At 67.5% G+C, this 25366-nt stretch carries 24 protein-coding genes and 1 tRNA gene; 13 read left to right on the forward strand and 12 right to left on the reverse strand.

Annotation, left to right across the window (positions count from 1 at the left end):
- Nucleotides 1–49: 49 nt before the first annotated feature.
- Nucleotides 50–1060 carry a type I glyceraldehyde-3-phosphate dehydrogenase gene (gap, locus tag ILT43_RS02090; protein ID WP_204193756.1) on the reverse strand — a complete coding sequence of 337 codons (1011 nt, stop codon included), beginning with the start codon at nucleotides 1058–1060 and terminating at the stop codon, nucleotides 50–52.
- A 223-nt stretch (nucleotides 1061–1283) separates the two neighbouring features.
- On the opposite strand from gap, the gene ILT43_RS02095 reads away from it, so the two are divergent.
- The 4 genes from ILT43_RS02095 (at nucleotide 1284) to ILT43_RS02110 (ending at nucleotide 2972) form a co-directional block, all read left to right on the forward strand.
- Nucleotides 1284–1472 (forward strand): hypothetical protein, encoded by a 189-nt coding sequence (locus ILT43_RS02095; RefSeq protein WP_204193758.1) that lies wholly within the window; start codon nucleotides 1284–1286, stop codon nucleotides 1470–1472.
- A gap of 1 nt (nucleotide 1473) precedes the next feature.
- Nucleotides 1474–1779 carry a cell division protein ZapA gene (locus tag ILT43_RS02100; protein ID WP_204193760.1) on the forward strand — a complete coding sequence of 102 codons (306 nt, stop codon included), beginning with the start codon at nucleotides 1474–1476 and terminating at the stop codon, nucleotides 1777–1779.
- A gap of 450 nt (nucleotides 1780–2229) precedes the next feature.
- Nucleotides 2230–2769: a 5-formyltetrahydrofolate cyclo-ligase gene (locus ILT43_RS02105; RefSeq protein WP_204193761.1), complete on the forward strand. Its 540-nt coding sequence runs from the start codon at nucleotides 2230–2232 to the stop codon at nucleotides 2767–2769.
- The gene (locus ILT43_RS02110; protein WP_204193763.1) at nucleotides 2766–2972 is read left to right on the forward strand and encodes a DUF2842 domain-containing protein; all 207 of its coding nucleotides are present in this window, start codon (nucleotides 2766–2768) and stop codon (nucleotides 2970–2972) included. The genes ILT43_RS02105 and ILT43_RS02110 overlap by 4 nt, the downstream gene beginning before the upstream one ends.
- Nucleotides 2973–3079: 107 nt before the next feature.
- Here ILT43_RS02110 and ILT43_RS02115 read toward each other — a convergent pair.
- The 4 genes from ILT43_RS02115 to ILT43_RS02130 form a co-directional block, all read right to left on the reverse strand.
- Nucleotides 3080–3156 (reverse strand) — tRNA-Asp (locus ILT43_RS02115).
- Between the two features lie 68 nt (nucleotides 3157–3224).
- Nucleotides 3225–4403, reverse strand: a complete 1179-nt coding sequence (locus ILT43_RS02120; RefSeq protein ID WP_425530286.1) for an AI-2E family transporter — start codon at nucleotides 4401–4403, stop codon at nucleotides 3225–3227.
- Between the two features lie 51 nt (nucleotides 4404–4454).
- Complete coding sequence (locus ILT43_RS02125) at nucleotides 4455–5807, reverse strand: glycosyltransferase family 39 protein (protein WP_204193766.1); 1353 nt, start codon at nucleotides 5805–5807, stop codon at nucleotides 4455–4457.
- 137 nt (nucleotides 5808–5944) lie between these two features.
- Complete coding sequence (locus ILT43_RS02130) at nucleotides 5945–7678, reverse strand: class I adenylate-forming enzyme family protein (RefSeq protein ID WP_204193768.1); 1734 nt, start codon at nucleotides 7676–7678, stop codon at nucleotides 5945–5947.
- Nucleotides 7679–7825: 147 nt separating this feature from the next.
- Here ILT43_RS02130 and ILT43_RS02135 point away from each other — a divergent pair, with 147 nt between their 5' ends.
- The 4 genes from ILT43_RS02135 to ILT43_RS02150 all read left to right on the forward strand — a co-directional run bounded on the left by ILT43_RS02135 (nucleotide 7826) and on the right by ILT43_RS02150 (nucleotide 13353).
- Nucleotides 7826–9853 carry a 3-hydroxyacyl-CoA dehydrogenase NAD-binding domain-containing protein gene (locus tag ILT43_RS02135; protein WP_204193769.1) on the forward strand — a complete coding sequence of 676 codons (2028 nt, stop codon included), beginning with the start codon at nucleotides 7826–7828 and terminating at the stop codon, nucleotides 9851–9853.
- Between the two features lie 136 nt (nucleotides 9854–9989).
- Entirely contained in the window at nucleotides 9990–11171 is a 1182-nt protein-coding gene (locus ILT43_RS02140) for an acyl-CoA dehydrogenase family protein (RefSeq protein ID WP_343283953.1), read from the forward strand.
- A gap of 132 nt (nucleotides 11172–11303) precedes the next feature.
- A complete protein-coding gene (locus tag ILT43_RS02145) occupies nucleotides 11304–12431 on the forward strand; it encodes an acyl-CoA dehydrogenase family protein (protein ID WP_204193772.1) in 1128 nt (375 codons plus the stop codon).
- A 31-nt stretch (nucleotides 12432–12462) separates the two neighbouring features.
- A complete protein-coding gene (locus ILT43_RS02150; RefSeq protein ID WP_204193774.1) occupies nucleotides 12463–13353 on the forward strand; it encodes an acyl-CoA thioesterase in 891 nt (296 codons plus the stop codon).
- A 27-nt stretch (nucleotides 13354–13380) separates the two neighbouring features.
- Here the strand turns inward: ILT43_RS02150 and ILT43_RS19650 are convergent, their stop codons facing one another.
- The 6 genes from ILT43_RS19650 to ILT43_RS02180 form a co-directional block, all read right to left on the reverse strand.
- Entirely contained in the window at nucleotides 13381–14418 is a 1038-nt protein-coding gene (locus tag ILT43_RS19650; protein ID WP_204193776.1) for a methyl-accepting chemotaxis protein, read from the reverse strand.
- 49 nt (nucleotides 14419–14467) lie between these two features.
- Nucleotides 14468–15259, reverse strand: coding sequence for an SDR family NAD(P)-dependent oxidoreductase (locus tag ILT43_RS02160; RefSeq protein ID WP_204193778.1), 792 nt, complete (start codon nucleotides 15257–15259; stop codon nucleotides 14468–14470).
- Nucleotides 15256–16023: an SDR family NAD(P)-dependent oxidoreductase gene (locus ILT43_RS02165; protein ID WP_204193780.1), complete on the reverse strand. Its 768-nt coding sequence runs from the start codon at nucleotides 16021–16023 to the stop codon at nucleotides 15256–15258. Before ILT43_RS02165 ends, ILT43_RS02160 begins: the two co-directional genes overlap by 4 nt.
- Nucleotides 16020–17078, reverse strand: a complete 1059-nt coding sequence (locus ILT43_RS02170) for a phosphotransferase family protein (protein WP_211534378.1) — start codon at nucleotides 17076–17078, stop codon at nucleotides 16020–16022. The genes ILT43_RS02165 and ILT43_RS02170 overlap by 4 nt, the downstream gene beginning before the upstream one ends.
- A 5-nt stretch (nucleotides 17079–17083) precedes the next feature.
- On the reverse strand, nucleotides 17084–18166 hold the full coding sequence (locus ILT43_RS02175; RefSeq protein WP_204193783.1) for a Zn-dependent alcohol dehydrogenase: 1083 nt from the start codon (nucleotides 18164–18166) through the stop codon (nucleotides 17084–17086).
- Nucleotides 18167–18370: 204 nt separating this feature from the next.
- Entirely contained in the window at nucleotides 18371–19633 is a 1263-nt protein-coding gene (locus tag ILT43_RS02180) for an acyl-CoA dehydrogenase family protein (RefSeq protein WP_204193785.1), read from the reverse strand.
- A 147-nt stretch (nucleotides 19634–19780) separates the two neighbouring features.
- On the opposite strand from ILT43_RS02180, the gene ILT43_RS02185 reads away from it, so the two are divergent.
- Nucleotides 19781–21022 (forward strand): TetR/AcrR family transcriptional regulator, encoded by a 1242-nt coding sequence (locus tag ILT43_RS02185; protein WP_204193787.1) that lies wholly within the window; start codon nucleotides 19781–19783, stop codon nucleotides 21020–21022.
- Between the two features lie 10 nt (nucleotides 21023–21032).
- On the forward strand, nucleotides 21033–21821 hold the full coding sequence (locus ILT43_RS02190; protein WP_204193789.1) for a tryptophan 2,3-dioxygenase: 789 nt from the start codon (nucleotides 21033–21035) through the stop codon (nucleotides 21819–21821).
- Between the two features lie 38 nt (nucleotides 21822–21859).
- On the opposite strand, the gene ILT43_RS02195 is transcribed toward ILT43_RS02190, so the two are convergent.
- Entirely contained in the window at nucleotides 21860–22552 is a 693-nt protein-coding gene (locus ILT43_RS02195; protein ID WP_204193791.1) for a PEPxxWA-CTERM sorting domain-containing protein, read from the reverse strand.
- 211 nt (nucleotides 22553–22763) lie between these two features.
- On the opposite strand from ILT43_RS02195, the gene ILT43_RS02200 reads away from it, so the two are divergent.
- From ILT43_RS02200 to ILT43_RS02210, 3 genes are all read left to right on the forward strand, one after another.
- The gene (locus ILT43_RS02200) at nucleotides 22764–23978 is read left to right on the forward strand and encodes an MFS transporter (protein ID WP_204193793.1); all 1215 of its coding nucleotides are present in this window, start codon (nucleotides 22764–22766) and stop codon (nucleotides 23976–23978) included.
- Nucleotides 23975–24745 carry an acyl-CoA thioesterase gene (locus ILT43_RS02205; RefSeq protein WP_204193795.1) on the forward strand — a complete coding sequence of 257 codons (771 nt, stop codon included), beginning with the start codon at nucleotides 23975–23977 and terminating at the stop codon, nucleotides 24743–24745. Before ILT43_RS02200 ends, ILT43_RS02205 begins: the two co-directional genes overlap by 4 nt.
- 112 nt (nucleotides 24746–24857) lie before the next feature.
- On the forward strand, nucleotides 24858–25358 hold the full coding sequence (locus ILT43_RS02210) for a hypothetical protein (protein WP_204193797.1): 501 nt from the start codon (nucleotides 24858–24860) through the stop codon (nucleotides 25356–25358).
- The last annotated feature ends 8 nt before the right edge of the window (nucleotides 25359–25366 follow it).

A 25366-nucleotide genomic window follows, 5' to 3' on the forward strand; every position in this document is an offset into this window, starting at 1 on the left:
CCCCTTGGGTCGCCCGTGCCGCGCGATGCCGGCGATCCGGCCACTCACCTCAGATGAACCGCGCCATCGCCGTCGCGGTGTCGACCATGCGGTTGGAGAAGCCCCACTCGTTGTCGTACCAACTGACGACGCGCACCAGCTTGCCGTCGATGACCGCCGTCTCCAGGCTGTCGACCGTCGACGACTGCGGAGTGTGCATCAGGTCGATCGAAACCAGCGGCTCGTCCGAATAGACCAGCACACCCTTCAGCGGCCCCGACTCCGATGCCGCCTTCAGGATCGCGTTGACCTCGTCGCGCGTCGTGTCGCGGGCGGGGGTGAAGGTCAGGTCGACCAGGCTGACGTCCGGCACCGGCACGCGGATCGCGGAGCCGTCCAGCTTGCCCTTCAGCTCCGGCAGCACCTCGCCCACCGCGCGCGCCGCGCCGGTCGTGGTCGGGATCATGCTCATCGCCGCGGCGCGGGCGCGGCGCAGGTCCGGATGGATCTGGTCGAGGATCTTCTGATCGTTGGTATAGGCATGGACCGTGGTCATCAGCCCGCGCTCGATCCCGATCGCATCGTTCAGCACCTTGGCGACGGGGGCGAGGCAGTTGGTCGTGCAGCTGGCGTTCGACACGATCGTGTGCTCGGCGGTCAGCTTGTCGTCGTTGACGCCGAACACGACGGTCAGGTCGACGCCCTTGCCCGGTGCGGAGATCAGCACCTTCTTCGCGCCCGCATCGATATGCTTCTGGCACGACGCCTTGTCGGTGAAGAAGCCGGTGCACTCCAGCACCAGATCGACGCCCAGCTCGGCATGAGGCAGGTTCGCGGGATCGCGCTCGGCGGTCACGCGGATGCGCTTGCCGTCGATGACGATGTCGTCGCCGTCCGCCGACACCTCGCCCGGATAGCGGCCGTGGACGCTGTCGCGGCTGAACAGCCAGGCGTTCGACTTCGCGTCCGCCAGATCGTTGATCGCCACCAGCTCCAGATCGCCTGCGCCGCGCTCCATGATCGCCCGCGCGACGAGGCGACCGATACGCCCGAACCCGTTGATCGCAACCTTCACCGTCATCGCACCTGCTCCTTGGATGGTGGCCGCGCAGCCCGACCATGAACGGGCGGACCGGGGCCTGACGTAATAGCCTGAAACGCGGCTGGAGAACTTGCGGCGAGCCTTTGCGGGTGCAGGCCAGCGGCGTCAACCGCCACGGTGCTTCTCCTCGCTGCGCCGGTCCGCCCGCGACCTCCGGTGAACCGCCTTGCCGCGCCCACGGGGTAAGCCTAATCGACCGGATATGAGTGACAATCCTTCCGATACGGCCGCAGAGCGGATCGATCGCGCGATCGCCCGTATCGAAGCGGCGGTCGCCGCGCGCGCCGCCAGCGGCGACGCCCTGTCCCGCCGCCACGCCGCTCTGAAGGCGCGGATGGCGGAGGCGGTCGCCGCGCTCGACGACGTGATCGCGCGCGGGGCGGTGCGCTGACATGGCCAACGTAACGCTCAACATCGGCGGTCGTCCGCACCAGATCGCCACCCGCGACGGCGGCGAGGCGCGCGTCCAGATGCTCGGCCGCATGATCGACGAACGCTGGGCCGCTGCCGACCGGGCCTCCGGCGGCAGCGCCGAACGCGCGTTCCTGCTCGTCTCGCTGATGCTCGCCGACGCGCTCGACGAGTCGCAGAACCGCCCTCCCGCCGGCGCCGCGGTCAGCGAACCTGCCCTGCTGCGCATCGCCGACCGCCTCGAAGACCTGGCCGACGCGCTGGAACAGTCCCCGAAGATCGGGTGACCCGGTTCTAAGGCCAGACTGCTAATTCAACTCGGAAGGCAAGCCACACCCGCTCCCCGGCGGAAGCGGGGCCCAGCGCCTTCCTGCTGCATCCGACGCCCCGCCTCTCATACCACCCCGGCGAAGGCCGGGGTCCAGGTCCGGCCAACGCAGTGAGTCTCAGGCGCTCAGCAGCAACCGGACCCCGGCCCTCGCCGGGATAGCGCGCGGGTTCGGAAACAATCAACCCACGCAGACCCCATTGCCGCGACCCGACCCACACCCTAAATAGTACGCGGCGGGTTCTGCCCGGTACGAGCTCATATTATCCCTGAGGCTATTCATCATCCATAGGGAACTGTCCCTGCCCGGACCCTGGTCCGACGTATATGGTTCCCACCTGACGTACCGTGCGTCAGTGGATAAACCGGCACACGGCCACGGCGGTCCCGCCACCCCGCCCCGTTCTGAATGAGCGACAAGCGCGCGATCCGCGCCGACCTGCGCGCCCGTCGCGCCGCTGCGCCGCGCACGCCGCTCCCCGTCCCCGCCGCCTTTCGCGAGCGGCTGCAACCCGGCCTGATCGTCGCGAGCTATGTGCCCGTCGGCAGCGAGGTCGACCCCGCGCCCTTCGCCACGGCCGCCACGCAAATCGGATGCGTGCTCGCATTGCCGCATGTCGTCGATCGCGCCACGCCGCTCCGGTTCCTGGCATGGGATGTGGAGGCTGCTTTGGCCGACGGTCCGTTCGGCCTTTCGCAGCCGCCCTCACACGCGCGCGACCTGGCCCCCGACATCATCCTGACGCCGCTGGTCGGCTTCGATCGCCACGGCAATCGCATCGGTCAGGGTGCCGGCCATTACGACCGCGCCTTCGCCGCCTATCCGAACGCGTGGCGCGTGGGGCTGGCGCTGGCCGTGCAGGAGGTGGATAGGCTGGTGCCCGACCCGTGGGACGTTCCGCTCCACGCCATCGCCACCGACACCGAATGGATCGTGACCGCCCCATGACCCCAAGCTGGCGCAAACCCGCAGGCATCTTCGCCATCCTCGCCCTGATCGCGGTCTGGGCGATCGTTGTCGCCAGCCTGTCGCAGACGGTCGGCGGGTGGCATTGGCTGCTGCAACTGGCGTTCTACGTGTCCACCGGGCTCGTCTGGATCGCCCCGCTGAAGCCGCTGCTGCTATGGATGGAAACCGGCCGCTGGCGGTGACGCCGCTTCAGTAGGAGCGGGGTGCGACGAAGTGCCGCACCAGCCTGAACTTCCGAACTTATCTAGCGCTAACCGCTCCAGAATTTTCACCATTCCCATAAGGGAAGTGGCGCGAGTGACGGGGCTCGAACCCGCGACCTCCGGCGTGACAGGCCGGCGCTCTAACCAACTGAGCTACACCCGCTTGGAAGCGAGGCCGGCCAACTAGGCGGGGGGCCCCACCCTGTCAACGACCTTTTTGACGAATTCGCGTCACGCGTCCCGATCGGCGCCTTTCCGGCGCCCGCGACGCTGCTGCACCAGCGTGCCATGCTCGAACAGGAAGCCCGCGATATCCGGCTTGCCCGCAGCCTGCAGCACGGTCTGGATGATGATGAGTAGCGGCACCGCCAGCAGCGCGCCCAGCGTGCCCCACACCCATCCCCAGAAGCTCAGGGAGATCAGGATCAGCAGCGGGCTGATCGTCAGGCGGTGACCGACGACGAACGGCGTAATCGCGTTCGCCTCCACCAGATGCAGCCCGTACATCAGCGCGGGCGGCAGCAGTGCCATCCAGATGTCGGAGAAGGTCATCAGCCCGCCCAGCGCCAGCAGGAACGCGCCGATCACCGGCCCGAAATACGGGATGTAGTTCAGCAGTGCGACGATCCCGCCCCACATCGCCGGATAGGGCATGCCGATGAAGTACAGCGCCAGCCCGGTGACGATCCCCAGCACCACGTTGATCGCGGTGATCGTGCCCAGATAGGCGGACACGTCGTCGACCACGTCCTGAATGACCCGCGCGGTCGCCATCGCCCCGTCGAAGCTGGTCCGCCCGGTGATCGTCTTCTGCCGCATCCGCGTCCAGCCGGACAGGAAGAAGAAGATGATGAGCACCGCGAACAGGAACTGGACGATGACCGCGGGGGCGGATGTCGCCGCAAGCTCCAGAATAGAACTGGGCGGCGCAACGGCGGCGGTTGGGGACCGCTTCACCGGCGTCGACGCGATCTGCCTCAGCGTCTTGTTCACATAGGATTCGAGGTTCGAATACAGGTCGAACAACGGCTGCAAATTGTCCTGGATCCGGTCGAGCCGCGTCGGCAGCAGCCGGAAGAAGTCGGTCGCCGGCACCACGATCGCCGCGATCGCGACGTTGGCGGCGATCAGGAACAGCAGCAGGCAGATGATCGCCGCGATCGGCGACGGCACCCTTCTCCGCTCCAGCCACTCCAGCAGCGGCACCAGCGCCACCGCGATGACGAGCGCGGTGGTCAGCGGCAGGAAGAACTCCGCCCCCTCCTTCAGCGCGAAGGGCAGCGCGAAGGCCAATCCCGCTCCCGCCGTCAGCGTCAACGCGGCGAGCAGCCGGTCACGCCGCATCGCGATGCGCAGCGCATCGTCAGCGCCCACCCCGGCGGGGATGCCCATCATGTCGTCGGGCACCATGTCGGAAGGGTCGAGGTCAGAGAGGTCTTCGCGATCGGCCATCCCGCCACTCTACGCGGTTTCCAGGCCTCCGCCATCGACGATATGACTAGGTCCAGAGGCTTTGGGTTCAGAGGCTTGGGGTGCCGGGGCTCGGGCGGCGCGCCGGATCAGCATCGCCAGCATCCACCCCGCCGCAACGATGACGAACGGCATCGCCGGATAGTGATAGCGCGTCTGCCCCGTGAAGCCGAACGCGGTCAGCGTCGCGAAGGCCGGCATCGCCCCCATCAGCAGCATCGGCGCATCCCGCCCCCGCCACCGCGCCCGCAGTGCCACCGCAAACGCTATCACTGCCAAAGCGAGCATCGCCATATACAGCGCCTGATCGGCCGCCCGCACCAGCGTCAACGTGCGGCCAGCTTGCGGGTAGCTGGCGTCGAGGTTCCAGAACGCGTCACCGTCCTTGGCCCATAGCAGCGCGATCTTGGTCGGGCCGAGCGCCACCCAAGCGGCGGGATGCGCGACGATCCACTCCTTCGCCGCCCTCTTGAACCGCCGGTCCACTTCCACCTGTCGCGCGACGCGCTCACTGTAGGGGATGCCGACGACGCGATCCCATTCCGGCGTCCGCTCCCACGCATACCAGCCGCCAGTCGCATGCGGGTTCGCGCCGTAATACAGCGACACGCCGCCATTGGTGGACACCGGCACGACCGCTTCCAGCGCGCGATAGTTGCGGACCGTCCACGGCAGCACCACCGCCGCCATCGCCACATGCACGATCACCGCCGCCTTCAGCGCGTCGCGCCAGCGATAATCGCGCCAGACGATCGTCATCGCGATCAGCAGCCCGGCCGGGAACATCAGCATCTGCGCCCGCATCAGCGTGGCGACGCCGAACAACAGCCCCGCCGCGACCAGCGCGAGGCGGCGCCGTCGTCCTCCGACCAGCAGCGCAAACGCCGCCATCGTCACCGCCGTCGACGTCGCCTCCGACGTGGTGGTGCCGGTATAGACGATATGCGCGGGATAGATGGCGTAGAGCAGCCCCGCCAGCCGCGCGCCAGTCTCGTCGGTCCCGACCAGCCGTGCACACCGCAGCACCAGCGCCAGGATCGTCGCCGCCGCGATCAGGTTCAGCGCAATCGGCCCCGCCAGCGACGGCCCGCACAGCCACAGGCTCGCCGCCAGCAACGCAGGGTAACCGACGGGCCAGAACGCAGTCGGGTGCCCCGCCTCCTGATACCCCATCCCGCGCGCCATCTCGGCCGCGCGCACCAGATACCATTCGCCGTCCGACGACGGCACCTGCGGAAACGCCAGCACGAACGCCAGTCTCAGTGCGATCGCCAGCACGAACAGTGCCGGCACGACCCAGCGCGCCATCAACAGCCGTTCCAGTCGTGCAGCGATCATCGTCATCGACCGCGACCCAGCCACGGCCGATGGCGATGCGCCACCCCGGAAGGCAGTTAACGAACGCCGCATTCGCCGCTTGCTCGGGCAACACGGTTAACGGTTGCTCACCATGTCCCCCGCCGGGACGAAAAGCGCGCCGCTCAGACGGCGAACAGCGCCTTCAACTCGGACTTCACGATCTTGCCATTGGCGTTGCGCGGCAGCGTGTCGGCCACGAAGCGGATCGCGACGGGCACCTTGAAGCCGGCGAGTCGCGCCCGCACCCACTCCTGCAACTCCGCCTCGCTCGCTTCGCACCCGGGGCAGAGGTGGACCACCGCCGCCGGCTCCTCCCCCAGCGTCCGGTGGGGGATACCGATCAGCGCGCAGTCGGTGACGGCGGGATGCGCGTAGAGGACGTTCTCGACCTCGATCGAATAGATGTTCTCGCCACCGCGGATGACCATGTCCTTGGCGCGGTCGACGATGAACAGGAAGCCGTCCTCGTCCACCCGCGCCAGATCGCCGGTTCGCACCCACCCGTCGACGAAGGTCGCGGCGCTGTCCTCCGGCCGGTTCCAGTACCCGCGCGCGATCATCGGCCCGCGCGCCCATAGCTCCCCGATCGTGCCGACCGGCAGCTCGGTGACCCCGTCCTCTGCGACGATCTTCAGGTCCGCGACGGCGACGGGCGGCCCGGCGCTGTCCGGCCGCATAAGATACTCCTCGCCGCTATGATGCGTCAGCGTCGCGCACGTTTCCGTCATGCCCCAGCCATTGCCGGGCAATGCACCCAGTTCCTCGTGGATGCGCTTCACCAGTTCGGGCGCGGACGGCGCGCCGCCGTAGGCGATCGATTCGAGCGACGACAGGTCGTACCGGCCCCGGTCGGGATGCTCCAGCAACTGCCACGCGATCGTCGGCACCCCGCCGGTGATGTTCACCCGCTCCCGCTCGATGATCTCGAACGCGCGGATCGTGTCCCATTTGCGCATGAAGATCATCGTGCTCCCTGTCGCGATCGCCGGCATCAGCGCCGCCGAACAGGCGGTGACGTGGAACAGCGGGATCACCGTCAGCAGCACTCGGGGGCTCGGCGGCACCGGCATCTCCCCCCGCCGCAACGCGCTGCGTGCCGAGGAATAACCGTTCGACAGCACGTTGCTCATCAGGTTGCGATGCGTGACCAGCGCCCCCTTCGGCGCGCCCGTCGTACCGCTGGTATAGAAGATCGCGGCGTCGTCCTCCGGTACCACGGCGACATCGGGCAGCGGCGCATCCGGCAACCGCGCCCAGTCGTGCGGCGTCCCGATCGCATCCTCCAGCCGATCCGCAATGCCGTCCAGCGCCGTCGAGGCGCGCGCGACCAGCACATGCTCCAGCGCCGGAGCCGCCGCATAACGCTCCGCCAGCCGCGCATGACGTTCGTCGTCTACGATCAGCACCCTCGCCCCGGAATCGGTCAGCCCGTATTCCAGCTCCGCGCCCGTCCACCACGCGTTGAGCGGCACCGCGACCGCGCCCAGCGCGGTGATCGCGAAGAACGCCACCGGCCATTCCGGCAGGTTCCGCATCGCCAGCGCGACGCGGTCGCCCCGCCCGACACCCAGTCCCACCAGATGCGCGGCCAGCGCCGCCACTGCCCGGTGATTGGCCTCGTACGTCACCCGCTCGTCCTCGTGGATCACGAACAGCTGATCGCCCGCCGCGCGCGACGCGCCGATGAACCGCGGCAGCGACGGCGGCGCATTCTTCCAGATGCGCGTCAGCACGCCGCGGATCGCCACTTCGTCCATCTCGAACGGCGCACCCGGCGCGGTCAGCAGCGCCTTCGCCTGCGTCAGGGGCATGGCGGGCCAGTTCGGGTCGACGGAAATGGTCGGCTGACTGGCCATGCAAGGCGTCCTTTATCAATGACTCGAATATCGGGTCCGGCGGTTTAGGATTGATTCACGCGCCGCTCAAGGCGATAGAGCGGGCAACGATTAGAATTCAGGGTATGGCGAAACGATGACACGCCGGCCCATCCACAGGAGACGTGCATGACCTCGCCCATCCGTACCGAGCGCCACGACGACATCCTCGTCATCATCTCGGACAATCCGCCCGTGAACGCGCTGGGTGCGGCGGTACGGACGGGTCTGGAGGGCGCGATCAAGCAGGGCGTGGCCGATGCCTCGATCGCCGCGATGGTCATACGCTGCGACGGCCGCACCTTCTTCGCGGGCGCCGACATCACCGAATTCGGCAAGCCCCCGGTCGAGCCGCTGTTGCCCACGCTCGTCGACATGATTGAGGCGTCGTCCAAGCCCGTCGTCGCCGCGATCCACGGCACTGCCTTCGGCGGCGGGTGCGAGGTCGCGATCGGCTGTCACTACCGGATCGCCGTTCCCTCCGCGAAGCTCGGCACGCCCGAGGTGAAGCTGGGCCTGCTCCCCGGTGCGGGCGGCACGCAGCGGCTGCCGCGCCTCGCCGGCGTCGCACTGGCGCTGGAACTGACCGCCAAGGGCGATCCGATCTCCGCGAAGAAGGCGCTCGACGCCGGCCTGATCGACCGGCTCGCAGGCGAGGACTCGCTGGAGGCGGATGCCATCGCCTTCGCCAACGAGGTCAAGACGAAGCGCCCGATCCCCCGCGCGTCGGAGCGCGAGGTCGCCGCCGACGCCGACGCCGTTGCCAGCTTCAAGAAGGACAATGCCCGCCGCTTCCGCGGCTTCGAGGCGCCCGCCGCCAATATCGCCTGCGTCGAGAAGGCGACCAGTTCCTCCTTTGCCGACGGCATCGCCTTCGAACGGCAGGAATTCATGCGCCTGATGATGGGCGTCCAGTCTGCCGCACAACGCCACATCTTCTTCGCCGAGCGTCAGGCGTCGAAGATCGACGACGTGCCCGCCGACATCCCTCTGCGGCCGATCGCCCGCGTCGGCGTGATCGGGGCCGGTACGATGGGCGGCGGCATTTCGATGAACTTCCTGTCCGCCGGCATCCCGGTGACGATCGTCGAAATGCAGGCCGAGGCGCTCGACCGCGGCACCGGCACGATGCGCAGGAATTACGAGGCGACCGCCGCCAAGGGCCGCATGAAGCCCGAACAGGTCGAAGCTGCGATGGCCGCGCTGAAGCCGACGCTCGACTTCGCCGATCTCGCCGAATGCGACCTCATCATCGAGGCGGTGTACGAGAATATGGACGTGAAGAAGGAGATCTTCACGAAGCTGGACGGCATCGCCAAGCCCGGCGCGATCCTCGCGTCGAACACCTCCTATCTCGACATCGACGAAATCGCCGCCGTCACCGCGCGTCCGCAGGACGTGGTCGGCATGCACTTCTTCTCCCCCGCCAACGTCATGAAGCTGCTGGAGGTCGTGCGCGGCGAAAAGACGGCGGGCGACGTGCTGGCGACCGTCATGGCGCTCGCCAAGAAGATCCGGAAAGTCGCGGTCGTCGCCGGCGTCACGTACGGCTTCATCGGCAATCGCATGCTGATGCCGCGTCAGGTGGAGGCGACCAAGCTGCTGCTCGAAGGCGCGACGCCCGAGCAGATCGACCGCGTCCATGTCGCGTTCGGCATGCCGATGGGGCCGTTCCAGATGGCCGACCTCGCCGGCGTCGACATCGGCTGGCACCGCGACCCGACCCGGATCGAGAACATCCGCGACGCGCTCGCCGCCGAGAACCGCTGGGGTCAGAAGACCAAGGCGGGCTTCTACGACTATGACGAGAAGCGCACGCCATCGAACAGCGCCCGCGTCGCCGAGATCATCGACGACTTCCGCAAGCGCGAGGGCGTCACCCCGCGTGAGATCACGGAGGACGAGATCGTCGCCCGCACGCTCTACACGATGGTCAACGAAGGCGCGCTGATCCTGGAGGAAGGCAAGGCGCAGCGGGCGTCGGACATCGATGTCGTCTGGATCTACGGCTATGGCTGGCCCGTCTACCGCGGCGGTCCGATGTTCTGGGCGCAGTCCGAAGGCTTGGCAAAGGTCGTCGCCGGGCTGGAGCAATACGGCTTCCCCGTCGCCCGGTCGCTGAAGGACGCGGCGTCATCGGGTGGACGGCTGAAGTAGATGCGTTCCTCCCCTGCAAGGGGAGGTGGCAGGCCGCAGGCCTGACGGAGGGGTGATGCGCCAACGAGAGCGCACAACCCCTCCACCAGCTTCGCTGGTCCCCCTCCCCTTGCAGGGGAGGCCCAAGAAAGAGGACATCATGACCGACCTCGACACCTTCCGCACCGACACCCGCGCCTGGCTGGAGGCGAACTGCCCGCCAGAGATGCGCAAGCCCGTGCGCTCGGAAGCGGACGTGTGCTGGGGCGGTCGCCGCTTCGAACCCTCCTGCCCCGAGCAGAAACAGTGGCTCGACACGATGGCCGCGCGCGGCTGGACCGTGCCCGACTGGCCGACGCAATACGGCGGTGGCGGGCTTTCTCCGGCCGAAACCAAGGTCCTGCGCGAGGAGATGAAAGCGATCGGCGCCCGGTCGCCGCTCAACAGCTTCGGCATCTCGATGCTCGGGCCGGCGCTTCTGAAATACGGCACGGAGGAGCAGAAGCTCGATCATCTGCCGAAGATCGCCCGCGGCGAGATCCGCTGGTGCCAGGGCTATTCCGAACCCAACGCCGGCTCCGACCTCGCCAGCCTCGCGACCAGTGCGGAGGATAACGGCGACCATTATATCGTCAACGGCCAAAAGGTCTGGACCAGCTATGCCGACAAGGCCGACTGGATATTCTGCCTCGTCCGCACCGACAAATCGTCGAAGCAAGGCGGCATCAGCTTCGTGCTGTTCGACATGGAGTCGCCCGGCGTCTCCACCAGGCCGATCCTGCTCATCAGCGGCTATTCGCCCTTCTGCGAAACCTTCTTCGACGATGTGAAGGTGCCCAAGATCAACCGCATCCACGACGAGAACAAGGGCTGGGACGTCGCCAAATACCTGCTCGGCCACGAGCGTGAGATGATCTCCGGCATGGGTCTCGGCGAGGGCAAGGATCTGCTCATCGCAGGCGCGCTCGCGACGATCGGCACCGACGAACAGGGTCGGCTAGCCGATCCGCTGCTCCGCGCCCAGATCGCGCAGTTCCAGGTCCGCGCGAAGGCTTTCGCGGCGATGTCGGAGCGCTTCATCGACGAACTCAAGGCCGGCCGCGCCCACCCCGCCCAGCCGTCGATGATGAAATATTACGGGACCGAGCTGAACAAGGATCGTCACGAACTGCAGATGGCGGGCGGCGGCTCCGACGCGCTGGAGTGGGAGAGCGACGCCGGCCGCACCGGTGCCCTGCCCCGCGCATGGCTCCGCACCAAGGCGAACTCGATCGAAGGCGGCACGTCGGAGATCCAGCTCAACATCATCGCCAAGCGGATCCTGGATCTACCTTCCTAACCGAGAATCCCTCTCCCTTTGGGAGAGGGAAGGAGCCGCGCAGCGTGGCGGAAGGGTGAGGGTCACCGACGGCGTTCGCGCCCTGCCCTCACCCCAACCCTCTCCCAGTGGGAGAGGGAGAAGGAGATATCGATGCCCCTCTACCTCACCGAAGACCAGACGACGCTTCAGGACACGATCCGCGACTTCGTCGCCGACGCCGCGCCCGTTTCCCACCTGCGTGCGCTCCGCGATGCCGACGATCCCATCGGCTTCTCCCGCGACCTGTGGAAGCAGTTCGCGGAGATGGGCTTCACCGGCATCCTGATCGGCGAGGATCAGGGCGGCCTCGGCATGGGCCATGTCGAGGCGGGCGTCGTGCTGGAGGAGATCGGCCGCAACCTGTCGCCCTCCCCCTTCCTCACCACCGCCGTCGCCGCGGTCGAGGCGTTGCGCGGCACGGCGCAGGCCGACCGCTGGTTTCCCGGCATCGTTGCGGGCGAGACCGTCGCCGCGCTGGCGATCGACGAAGCCGCCAAGCACCGCGACCACGTCGACCTGAAAGCGGAGCGCTCCGGCAACGGCTTCCGCCTGACCGGCCGCAAGCAGTTCGTGACGCACGCCCACGTCGCCGACATGCTGATCGTCGCCGCCCGCACTGCCGGCAGCGCGAGCGACCGCGACGGCATCACCCTGTTCGCCGTTCCGCGCGACGCCGCGAAGCTCGACATCCGGCCCGAACGCCTCGCCGACTCCAGCATCGCCGCGCACCTCGACTTCGACGGTGTGGAGGTCGATGCCGACGCCGTGATCGGAGAGGTCGACGCCGGCCGCGTGCCGCTCGATCGCCTGCTGCGCGCCGGCCGGACCGGCGCCTCCGCCGAACTGCTCGGCGTCGGCGGCGGCGCGATGGCCATGACGGTCGGCTATCTCAAGCAGCGCAAGCAGTTCGGCGTCACGATCGGCAGCTTCCAGGCGCTCCAGCACCGCGCCGCGCATCTTTACAGCGAAATGGAGGTCGCCCGCGCCGCCGTGCTCCGCGCGCAGCAGCTGCTCGACGCCGGCAGCGACCGGGCCGACGAAGCCGTCTCCGTCGCCAAGGCCATGACGGCGATGGCCACGACACTCAGCGTCAACGAAGGCGTGCAGATGCATGGCGGCATCGGCATGACGGACGAATACGATATCGGCTTCTTCATGAAGCGCGCCCGCGTTCTCGCGGAACTCTGGGGCGACGCCAACTTCCACGCCGACCGGCTGGCGCTCGCCGCGGGCTATTGATCCGGCGCGGCGGGGCGGCGAAGGGAAGCGCATGGACCTGAATACCCCCCACGACGCCACGCCGGACGAACTCGCCGCCGCGCTCGTCCAGTTGCTCGACGTCGAACAGATCGACGTCGACCTGTTCCGCGGCGCGCGCCAGCCCGGCGGCGAGGGGCGCGTCTTCGGCGGCCAGGTGATCGCGCAGGCGCTTCAGGCGGCGCAAAGGTCGACCGACGGCGAGAAAGTGGCCCACTCGCTCCACGCCTATTTCATGCGCCCGGGCGACGAGAACTTCCCGATCGTCTTCCGCATCGTCCGCGACTTCGAAGGCCGCAGCTTCGCCACCCGGCGCGTGATCGCGATGCAGCGCGGGCAGCCGATCCTCAACATGGCCTGCTCGTTCCAGTTGCCGGAGGAAGGGCTATCGCATCAGGACGCGATGCCCGACGTGCCGCCGCCGGAGGGGCTCGCCAGCGAACACGACCTGCGCCACGCGCTCGCCGCCGAGGTGCCGGAGAAATATCATCGCGTCCTGCTGCGCCCACGCCCGATCGAGATGCGGCCGGTATCGGAACGCAGCAGCGTCCGGCCCGAGCCCGGCCCGCCGATCCAGCACGTCTGGTTCCGCCTCGCCGCGCCGATCGGTGACGATCCCGCCATGCACCGCGCGGTGCTGGCCTATGCCTCCGATATGCGGCTGCTCGGCACCGCGATGGTACCGCACGGCGTCGCTTGGCTGACGCCGGGCATGCAGGTCGCCAGCCTCGATCACGCGATCTGGCTGCACGAGCCATTCCGCGCCGATGACTGGCTGTTGTACACGATGGATAGTCCGTGGGCCGGCCACGCCCGTGGCCTCAACCGTGGTCGGATCTTCACGCGCGACGGTCGCCTCGTCGCCAGCACCGCGCAGGAAGGGCTGATGCGCCGGCGGGGATAACCCGCGCGCCAGCCCTGCCGTGGTGCGCTAGGTTCCCAGCATCGCCCGGGCTGTTCGTGTCGCGTCACGCGTCCGCGCGGCCAGCGTCTTGACCTCGCTGGCCACCACCGAAAAGCCCCGCCCGGCATCCCCCGCCCGTGCCGCCTCGATCGTCGCGTTCAGCGCCAGCAGGTTGGTCTGCGCGGCAATGCCCGCAATGACGTCGACCACGTCGCCCAGCCGGTCGAGAACCGATTCCATCTCGCTCCGGCGATCCTCCGCGTCGCGACGGAAACGCTGGCTTTCATCGAGACGGCCGCCGATCTGCTCTTCCATCCGCACCTGCGCGGTGATGTCGGAGGCGAACTTTACGACCTTGTACGGCTTGCCGCCTGCATCGAGGATCGGCGTGTAGATCGCCTGTACCCAGCGTGATGTCCCGTCCGAGGCAAGGCGATGGAACCGTCCTGCCGCGAACTCGCCCGCGCGCAGTCGCGCCCATAATGCGGCATATTCGGCAGAATCGATATGGTCCGCATCGCAGAACATACGGTGCGAACCGCCGATCACGGCGTCCCGACGATAGCGGAACAGCGCCAGGAATGTATCGTTGGCGGCGAGAATATGTCGGTCCATGTCGAACTCGATCACTGCCTGCGATCGGTCGATCGCCGCACAGCGTGCATTCGCCTCGGCATCCGCCACGTGTCGCGCCGTGACGTCGCTCGCCACCTTCAGGACGCCGGTCGCGGCTCCCCGTGCGTCCAGCATCGGTGTGTAGGACGCCTGCAACCACACCGGGCTGCCATCGGCGGCGATGCGTCGATACTCGCCGATATCGTTGCGCCCGCTGCCCAGTCGTTGCCAGAACGCCGCATACGCCGACGAGCGTCCATAATCGGGATCGCACAAAATGCGGTGATGCTGCCCCACCAGCGCTTCCAGACTGTAGCCGACCGTATTCAGGAAGCCCTGGTTCGCCCAGCGGATGTGGCCGTCCAATGCGAACTCGATCAACAATTGCGACCGGTTCATCGCCTTCCAGTGACTCGCCTCCCGGGTGGCTTGGCTGATATCGATCGGCAACGGTTGCATTCTCCGTAGCTAATCGCGTTTCGGTTAAAGTCGGGTAACCCTAAGCGGCTGTCTTTCCATAATCTTGTCGCGTGACGGCGTGGCTGGACGACAGGCCGCCATCCACCGCCAGCGCCTGCCCGTTGACGTAGCTGGCCTCGTCGGACGCCAGAAACAGCGCCGCCCGCGCCAGCTCTTCCGGCTGCGCGCCCCGGCGCAGGGGGTTGAGGCGACCGACCCGGTCGATCTTGCCGGCATCGCGCGCATAATCGAACACAGGCTTGGTCATGCCCGTCTCGGTCAGACCCGGACAGATCGCATTGACGCGCACGTTCGATCCCGACAGCTGCTGCGCCGCCACCTGCGCCAGATTGATGACCCCCGCTTTCGACGCGGAATAGGCCGGCGATCCCGCGCCGGAACGCAGGCCGGCGACGCTGGCGGTCAGCACGATCGCCCCGCCGCCCCGCTCGACGATGCGCGGTGCGGCATGCTTGATCGCCAGGAACGGCCCGATCAGGTTCACACGCAGCACCTCCGCGATCAGCTCCGCGCTCGTGTCGAAGATGTTGGCCATGCCGCCGGATATCCCGGCGTTGGCGAACATCACGTCCAGGCCACCATACTTTTCGCACGCCAGCGCGACCGTGCGGATCACGTCTTCTTCCGACCCAGCATCCATACGGATCGCACGCGCCGCCCCGCCGATCATCGCCGCGGTCTCGTCCGCCCCCTCCGTCAGGTCCGCGACGATCACGCTTGCCCCCTCTTCGGCAAAGGCGATCGCAGCGGCGCGGCCGATGCCCGATCCGCCACCCGTCACTATCACGGACTTGCCCTCGAACCGCATCATGCCACCGCTCCGCCGTCGACTACGATCGTCTGACCGGTCATGAACCGGCTGGCCGGCCCGGCGAGATAGACGATGGCGCCGGCGATATCCTCCGGCTCGCCGATCCGGCGCAGCGGTACCGTGTCGTTCACCGCCTTCAGCCGCGCCGGGTCCTCCCACAACGCCCGCGCGAAGTCGGTCTTCACCAGCCCCGGCGCGACGCAGTTGACGCGCACGCCGTCCGGCCCGAATTCCAGCGCCAGGTTGCGGGCGAGCTGCATGTCCGCCGCCTTGCTGATGCAATAGGCTCCGATCGTCGCCGATCCTTTCAGCCCGCCAATCGACGACACGATGACGATCGATCCCTCGCCCCGCGCCCGCATCGCCGGCGCGACCATCTGGATCAGCCAGTGGTTGGAGACGATGTTGTTGTCGAGCACCTTGCGGAACTGCTCGTCGCTGATCCCCTCCTGCGGCCCGTAATAGGGGTTGGACGCCGCGTTGCAGACCAGCACGTCGACCTGCCCGAACGCGGCGATCGTCGCATCGACCAGCGCCTGCAATCCCGCCTTGTCCGCGATGCTTGCCGCGACGGCGATGGCGCGACCGGGGCCATGTTCGGCCTCGATTTCGGCGACCACGGCGTCGCACGCGTCCTGCTTGCGGCTGGAGATCACGACGCACGCGCCGGCCCGTACCAGTTCCAGCGCGGCGGCCTTGCCGATCCCCCGCGACGAGCCGGTGACGATCGCCACCCGCCCGGCCATGTCGAACAACGCGCTCATGCCCTTACTCCCTGTGCCATGGCGTTCTCGGCAAAGCCCCATGCCGCATCCGCCAGCCCGTAGACGCGCGCCGCCGTCTCCTCCGCCTTCGCGCTCGACGCGTTGCCGTCGATGATCCGCCGCTTGATGCCCTGGACGATGCCGGTCAGCCGGAAGAGGTTGTAGGCGAAATACCAGTCGAGTTGCGGCACCCCGTCACGACCGGTGGCGGCGCAATAGCGGGCCACCACCTCCTCGATCGTCGGGATACCCGTCTCCGGCCCGGTCAGCCCCCTGACGCCCGAACGCCCCTCCGGCTCGGTCACCCAATTCATCAGGAAGTACGAGAAGTCCGCCAGCGGATCGCCCAGCGTCGACAACTCCCAATCCAGCACCGCAATAACGCGCGGTTCGCGGTCTGCGAAAATCATGTTGTCGACGCGGTAATCGCCGTGGACGATGGAGGTTCGCGTCTGCTCCGGCAGCGTCCGCGGCAGCCACTCGATCAGCTTCTCGACACGTGGCATGTGCTCGGTCTCGGCAGCACGATACTGCTTGGTCCAGCGCGCGACCTGCCGCTCGAAATAATTGCCCGGCTTGCCATAGTCGCCGAGCCCCGCCGCCGCGAAGTCGGTCGCATGCAGAGCCGCCAACGTGTCGACCATCGCATCGTAATGCGCCCGCCGGTCCGGGGTCGACAGAGCGGGCATCGCACCGTCCCAGATCGTCCGCCCCTCCACCATCTCCATCACGTAGAAAGCGGAGCCGATGACGGTCGCATCCTCACACAGGCCATACGGCTTCGGCACGGGAAAGCCGGTGGGGTGCAGGCCGGCGATCACCCGGTACTCCCGCTCGACGGCATGAGCCGACGGCAGGATCGGCCCAAACGGCTTGCGCCGCAACACATAGGCGCGATGCGGGGTGTCGAGGCGATAGGTCGGGTTCGACTGTCCCCCGGCGAACTTCGCATAGCTCAACGGCCCGACAAAACCTTCGACATTGGCCGTCATCCACTCCGCCAGCCGGTCGAGATCGATCCGATCCTTCGCCGCGACGTCGACCGTTCCCTCCATCCCGGTCACGCGAACACCACCACGCTGCGCGTCGCTTCACCCCGCCGCAGTTCGTCGAACGCGTCGTTGATCCGCTCCAGCGGCAACCGCTCGGCGATGATCGAGTCCAGATCGAGCAGCCCGCGCAGGTAGAAATCCACCAGTCGCGGAATGTCCACCGGGAACCGGTTGCCGCCCATGAACCCGCCCTGCAACCGCTTGCCCGACAACAAGTCCATCGCCGACAGGCCCACGCTCTCTTCCGGCGGCAGCATACCCAGCACCGTGGCCGTTCCTCCGCGCCGCAGGACCTTGACCGCGGTGGCCGCCGATTGTGGCCGGCCCACCGCCTCGATCGCGTGGTGCACGCCGCCGCGGCTGATCTCCACCACCTCGTCCGCCACCGTTGCCGACAGCGCGTCCAGCGTATGCGTCGCCCCCAATCTCTCCGCGAGCGACCGCTTCTCCGCAACCGGGTCGAGCGCGATGATCTTGCCAGCGCCCGCGATCCGCGCCGCATTGACCGCCGCCAGCCCAATCCCGCCGCATCCGACCACGCACACCGTCTCTCCCGGCGTCACGTCTGCGCAATTGAATACCGCCCCCGCCCCCGTCGTCACCGCACACCCCAGCAGCGCCGCGCGGTCGAGCGGCATGTCGCGATCGATCGCGACACAGGCATGTTCATGCACCAGCATCTGCTCGGCATAGGCGGACAGGTTCAGCATCTGCGCGATCGGCCGATCGCGCAGCATCAGCCGGGCCTCCGCACCCTTCGGCCGCTTCACGGACGCGTCGATGCACAGCGACAGGCGGCCCGTGACGCAAAACTCGCACTGGCCACAGAAGGCGGACAGGCAGGTGACGACGTGATCGCCAACCCTCACCGATCGTACCTCGTCCCCCACCGCCTCGACCACGCCGGCGGCCTCGTGCCCTGGAATGGTGGGGAAGCGATGCGGGTAGAGGCCGTCGACGAAGTGCAGATCGGATCGACACACGCCCACCGCATGCGTGCGGATCAGCACCTCGTGCGCCAGCGGCTTCGCTACCGTGACGTCCTCGATGACCAGCGGCGTCTTCGCCTCGAACAGGACCGCGGCTTTCATGCTGTGTTACTCCGGTTCACTGGACATGTTTCATGCAGATCCATCATCCGCCGATCCGTCACCCCAGCGAAAGCTGGGGTCTCCTTGCGGGGAAGGCTGACCGCTCCTCAAGGAAACCCCAGCTTTCGCTGGGGTGACGGCTAGCGGATCGAAGCGGCTTGATGTCACGGTTTCTGGCCGAGCAGGTACCTCACGCCGCCAACCTCACCGCGGCGCAACCTCGGCCTTCCAGTCGGCATGCTTCCCGAACTCAGCGCGGGCGATCGACCGGTTGTGGACTTCGTCCGGCCCATCCGCAAAGCGCAGCGTCCGCATCGCGGCCCAGTCGTGCGCCAGATCGAAATCGCCGCTGACGCCGCCGCCGCCATGCGCCTGGATCGCGTCGTCCAGGATTTGCAACGCCATCGTCGGCGCCGCGACCTTGATCATCGCGATCTCCAGCTGCGCCGCCTTGTTGCCGGCCTTGTCCATCATGTCGGCGGCCTTCAGGCACAGCAGGCGCGTCATCTCGATATCGATCCGCGCCTTGGCGATCCGCTGTTCCCACACCGAGTGGTCGGCGATGCGCTTGCCGAACGCCACGCGGCTCAGCAGCCGCTTCGCCATCGACTCGATCGCCGTCTCCGCGACGCCGATCGTGCGCATGCAATGATGGATGCGTCCCGGCCCCAGCCGCCCCTGTGCGATCTCGAAGCCGCGCCCCTCGCCCAGCAGCACGTTCTCCACCGGCACGCGCACATCGACCAGCGACACCTCGCCATGCCCATGCGGCGCGTGGTCGTAGCCATAAACGGACAGCATCCGGTCGATCGTCACGCCTGGAGTGTCCATGTCGAGGATCAGCATCGACTGCTGCTGGTGACGCGACCCTTCAAAGCTGGTCTTGCCCATCAGGATCGCCACCTTGCAGCGCGGATCGCCGACCCCCGACGACCACCATTTGCGCCCGTTCACGACATAATGGTCGCCGTCGCGCACCATGGCCGTCTGGATGTTCGTCGCGTCGGACGATGCGACCTGCGGCTCCGTCATCAGGAAGGCGGAGCGGATCTCGCCGTTCATCAGCGGCCGGAGCCAACGTTCCTTCTGATTGGCCGTGCCGTACCGCTCGAACACCTCCATATTGCCCGTGTCTGGCGCGGAGCAGTTGAAGCATTCGCTCGCCCAGCCGATCTTGCCCATCTCCTCGGCACACAGGGCATACTCCAGGTTCGACAGCTGCGTGCCCTGGAACTCGAAGCTGTCATCGACATGCGCCCGCCCGGACCGCGGTGGCATGAAGAAATTCCACAACCCCGCCGCCTTCGCCTTCGCCTTGACCTCCTCGATCACCGGCAGCACTTTCCAGCGCTCACCCTCATGGGCTTGCTGCTGATATTCGGCGTGGCGGGGGCGAATCTCGGCGTCGATGAACGCTTTCACCCGGTCCCGGAACCAGGTTTCGCGCTCGGTCAGCGTGAAGTCCATCGCATGCCTCTCCTAAGGTCGTGTTGTGCTTCGACTTAGGCCATACCGCATCTTCGGTAAAGCGGTCGCGGCCAAGCATTTCCTCTCGTACATGGATCATCACGAAAGGGACTGTTTCTTCCAAACGATGCTGATAGAAGCGATGCGATGGGGGCCAGCGAACAGCCGAACGACGAGGTGGAAGCAGGAACTCGGCGGTTTCGCGCCAAGCGCGACGCGATCCTCGCCGCCGCCGCCGATGCGATCAACGAGCAATCGGCAAAGGGCATGACCTTCGCGGACGTCGCCCGCCGCGTCGGTCTGAACACCACCAGCGTCACCTATTACTTCAAGCGCAAGGAAGACCTTGCCGCCGCCGCATTCGAGAACACGCTCGAACGTCTGTCGGAGATGTTGGCGGACGCGATGCAGGAGGCAACGCCGCAGGCGCGCGTGGCCCGCTTCCTGTCGCTCAACATGACGCGCCTTGCCGCGATCCAGCGCGGCGAGGAAACCGCGTTCGCGGTCCTGTCGGACCTGCGCGCCACCGAGGACCCGATCAAGTCGCGCCTGCTCGCGGGATGGCAACGCGTGTTCCGAGAGACGCGCGCGCTGTGGGGCGAACCGAAGGACCGCGTACACAAGGACCTCGCTGGCGCACGCGCGCACGTCCTGCTGGAAAACACCTTTTGGCTGTCGCTCTGGCTGCAACGCTACGATCTCGACCAGTACGACCGGATCGAGGCGCGACTGATGGACGTGTTCGCGCACGGTATCGCCGGCAAGGATGCGGACTGGCGCCCGGACATCCTCGACCTCGATCATGACGAGCGCGAACCCGGCCGCGCCGCGTTCCTGCTGGCGGCGACGCGGCTGATCAACGAACTCGGCTATCGCGGCGCGTCGGTCCAGCGGATCGCGTCGGAACTGAATGTCACCAAGGGCAGCTTCTACCACCATCTCGATGCCAAGGACGAGCTGGTCGTCGCCTGCTATCGCCGCAGCTTCGACACGATCGCCGCCGCGCAGGCGCAGGCGGACGCGGTCGGGGGTACCCACTGGCACCGCCTGTCGAGCACGATCGCGACGTTGCTCGACGTGCAGTTCTCGCAACGCGCACCGTTGCTGCGCACGACCGCACTCAGCGGCCTGCCGCCGGGGGAGCGGCGCGCGATGGTCGATCGGTCGGATCGGATCGCGCGCCGTTTCGCGGGCATCATCATGGACGGCATCGCGGAGGGGTCCTGTCGCCCGGTCGACGCACTGGTGGCGGCGCAGGCGCTGATGGCGCTTCAGAACGCGGCGTTCGACATGCGCAAATGGGCGACCACGATGCCGCGCCCGACCGCGATCGCGCTCTACGCATCGACCCTGTTGTTCGGACTATTCGACGATCGTCTCGCGCGATAGCGTCGGGTCCATGACCCGCATCACCTATCGCAGCTATCTGCGCCTGCCCGACCTGCTCGACTGCCAGTCGCCCTTGTCGGACGCGCATGACGAACTGCTGTTCATCACGATCCATCAGGCGTCGGAACTGTGGCTGAAGCTGTGCCTGCACGAACTGCACGCCGCGCGCGACCACATCGCGCGCGACGAACTCAGCCCGGCGTTCAAGATGATGGCGCGGGTCGGCCGGATCATGGCGCAGCTCATCCAGTCGTGGGAGGTGCTGGCGACGATGACGCCGGCCGATTACGCGATGATGCGCGGCAAACTCGGCACCAGTTCCGGCTTTCAGTCGGACCAGTATCGCCGCATCGAATTTCTGCTCGGCAACAAGAATTCCGGGATGCTCGCGCCGCACGCGGCCGAACCCGCCGTCCACGCGGTGCTTGCTGCCGACCTCGCCGCCCCCAGCCTGTATGACGAGGCGATCCGGCTACTCGCCCGCCGAGGATTCGCAATCGCCGAAGACCGCTGCGAACGCGACTGGACGAACCCCTATGCGCCGCATCCCGACGTCGAACGTGCGTGGGCCGCCGTATACGCGGATACGGCGCGACACTGGGACCTGTACGAGCTCGCCGAAAAGCTCGTCGATCTCGACTACCGCGTCCAGCTCTGGCGCTTCGGCCATCTGAAGACGGTCGAACGCGTCATCGGCTTCAAGGCCGGCACCGGCGGCACCGCCGGCGTGGCTTATCTCGCCAAGGTTCTGGAAACGCCCTTCTTCCCGGAACTGCTGACCGTCCGGACGGCGCTGTAACCGACGGCCATCGGCAGTTCGCCGATGGCCGCTCGGGATCAGGCGAACCGCACGCCGACGGTCTTGCGGCGGCGCATCGCACCACCGACCATGCCGAAGCCGCCGATCATCATCGCCCAGGTCGCTGGCTCCGGCACGGCGCCGGCACCGAAGCTGGTGACGAGCGCGTTGCCGCCCGTGTAGGTTTCGCCGTTGGCGTACTGGTACAGCCGCTCGGTCTGGAGCCTGGAACCGTCCGCCTGGAAGAACGACGAGTAGCTGACGGAGGTCGTCAGGCCGGTGACCGACACCTGCATCAGCAGATTGCCGAGCGAGGGATCGTACGTGAAGCGGCTGCCGTCGAAGGTCAGCGTGTCCGGCATCGCGCCGGAAACCGAGAAGCTGCCGAAATTCGACAACAGCGCGCCGCGGTTGCTAGCGGCGTTTGTCGACAGCGATCCCGCCGCGTTCGGCGACAGATAGAAGGCGATGTCATAGGTCGCGCTGTCCATCACGCCACCTGACGACTTGAAGAAACTGACGGAGCCGATCGTCGTCGGCGACGTGAATGCCGATGCCGTATAGACCTGCTGATACAGCGAGCCACCGCCGCCATAGCTTTCGCCAGCGAAGCAGCTGACAGGATAACAATTGCCGCTGTCGTAATTGCCGACCGTGACCGTTCCCGCCACGGCAGGAGCCGCCACGGTCGCCAGCGTCATCGCCGCCAGAATTGCTGCACGCTTCATCATGTCAAATCCCCGTCGAACCGTTCGTTGGTGCGGTAAACTCCGCCCTGACACTGTCGCTAGACCGGTTCGACGGCGGACGGATAGCGATGAAGATGGTGAATAAACGACCGTATCCCGTTGGGACGTTAAGGGTATTTTGAAGGTCCGGCCCTTCGTCCGCTTTTTGTCGGGCGACCTGTTCCGACGCGATGTCTGCGGTTAAGCATCGTCCATGCCGCAATTCAGCCACCGCGCCGTTCCGATCGTGCTCGCTGCGGCGGTGATCGACGTGATCGGCTTCGGCATCGTCATGCCGGTCCTGCCCGCTCTCGTAACCGAACTCGGCCATGTCGGGCTGGCGGAGGCGACACGGATCGGCGGCTGGCTGCTCGCGGCGTTCGCCGTCGCACAGTTCTTCGCCGGCCCCGTGCTCGGGCAACTCGGTGACCGATTCGGGCGCAGGCCGGTGCTGGTGCTGTCGATGCTGGCGTTCGGGCTCGACTATCTGCTGATGGCGGTTGCGCCGTCGCTCGGCTGGCTGCTTGTCGGCCGCATCGTCGCCGGCATAGCGGGCGCAACCTACGGTCCCGCGAGCGCGGTGATCGCCGACGTCACGCCGGAGGACAAGCGTGCGGCCTCGTTCGGCCTGCTCGGCGCGGCGTTCGGGATCGGCTTCATGATCGGCCCGGCGCTCGGCGGCCTCGTCGCCGGGTTCGGTCCGCGCGCCCCGTTCCTGCTCGCCGCGGTGCTGGCCTTCGCCAACGCCGCAGCGATGATCGCGTTTCTGCCGGAAACCCTCGCTCCCGAGAACCGCCGCTCCTTCCACCTGCGCGACGCCAACGTCGTGGGCGCATTCCGCCCTCTGTTCGCGGCGGGCAACGCCACTCCGATCCTGATCGCATGGTTCCTGTGGCAGCTCGGCAGCATGGTCTATCCCGCGACCTGGTCGTTCTGGGCGGCAATCCGCTTCGGCTGGAGCCCCGGAGCGATCGGCTGGTCGCTCGCCTGGGTCGGGCTGCTGACGGTATTGGTGCAGGCGACGATGACCGGACCGGCCGTGAAGCGCTTCGGCGAACTCGGTGCGGCGGCGATCGCAATGGCCTGCTCCGCCACCGCCATGCTGGCGCTCGCCTTCGCCACCGCGGGCTGGCAGGTCTATGCCTTCTTTCTCGTCGGCGCGTTCGGAGCGTTCGCCTACCCCGCCCTGTCCGGTCTCGTCAGCCGCATCGTCGGTCCAGACCGGCAGGGCGCATTGCAAGGTGGGCTGTCGAGCATCACCAGCGTGGCGGAGATCATCGGCCCGTTGATCGCGGCACAGGCGCTCGCGACCGGTGCCCTGGCGGGGTTCGACGGCGCGGCGTTCCTCGTCTCCGCTGCGCTGATTGCCGGATCGGGCCTGATCGTACTGGTCGCCGCCCGCCGGCTGCCCAGGGAAGCCGCCGTATGAACAGCCTCGCCGATATCATCGCCGCCATGACGCCGACAGCGGACGGTTGGCGCGCCACGATCCCGGATGCGTGGCTGCAAGGGCGCACGGCGTATGGCGGACTATCGAGCGCGCTCGCACTCCAGGCCGCGCAGCGACGCGCTCCCGATATGCCCCCGCTTCGCTCGGCGCAGGTGGCGTTCGTCGGCCCGTTGGCGGGCGACGTCACGGTCGCGGCCACGCTGCTTCGACGCGGACGCAACGCCGCCTTCGTGCAGGCGGACGTCACCGGCAACGCAGGGCTCGGCCTGCGTGCGACATTCGTGTTCATGCGGCCGATCGAAAGCCGCGTCGATCATCGTCGCGGAGAGGCACCGTGCCCGCCACCTCCCGCGGATGCGGCGCTGCTTCGCGGCATTCCGGCGATCCCGTTCACGCAGCAGTTCGAGATGTTCGACCCGCCTGTGGAAGCAGGCCCCGCAGAGTGGCTGCGCTGGATTCGCCTTGCCGATCGAACCGGGCTCGATCCCACGATCGAGTTGCTCGCCGTCGCCGATGCGCTGCCCCCTGCGGCGTTGAAGCTGCTCGGCGGGCCAGCCCCGGTGAGTTCGATGACGTGGCTGCTCAACCTCCTCGATCCCGTTCCCGCCACGACCGATGGGTGGTGGCTGTTGCGGGCGCGGACGGATCATGCCGCGGCGGGCAATTCCAGTCAGGCGATGACGATCTGGAACGCCGCGGGACAGCCCATCGCCGAACAGATGCAAAGCGTCGCGATCTTCGGCTGACGCTGCGACATCTTGCGACACTCACGCAGCGTAGTGGACATATGCCCGCGACACGGATCCACGATACGGTGACGACGGACGGGCAGCCCGCCCCGTCGACCGGAGCCGCTTCATGGAACCCTTCACCCTGATCCTCGCCGCGCTGCTGGCGCAGACCTCTGCCGACTCGATGCCGCCGGCTCCGCCGCCATCGCCTGCCCGCGCGATGATGCAGGCGGACGCCAATAGCGACGGCATCGTCACTCGCGACGAAGCACTGGCGCAGGCCGACGCGCAGTTCGCGGCGATGGACACCGACCACAACGGCAAGCTCACTGGCGAGGAACGCCGCGCCGGCATGGCCGCGATGCGTGCTGCCCGCACCGGCGGCGACACGCCCCGCCCGCCCCGCGGTGATGGTCCTCGGGATGGCCGCCCTCGCGACGGCGGCTCCCGCGGCGGCGGCTACATGGGTGGCGGCGACATGACCCAAGCCGCTTTCCGCGATCGCGCCGCCCAGCGTTTCGACCGGCTCGACGCGGATCACGACGGCACCGTCTCTCGCGCCGAGATGACCGCTGCCCGTTCCGCAATGCGCGGCGGTGATCGCCCGCCGCCGCCTGCCGACGAATAAGCACAGGC

This window comes from Sphingomonas longa (assembly GCF_016892685.1).
GTDB lineage: Bacteria > Pseudomonadota > Alphaproteobacteria > Sphingomonadales > Sphingomonadaceae > Sphingomonas > Sphingomonas longa.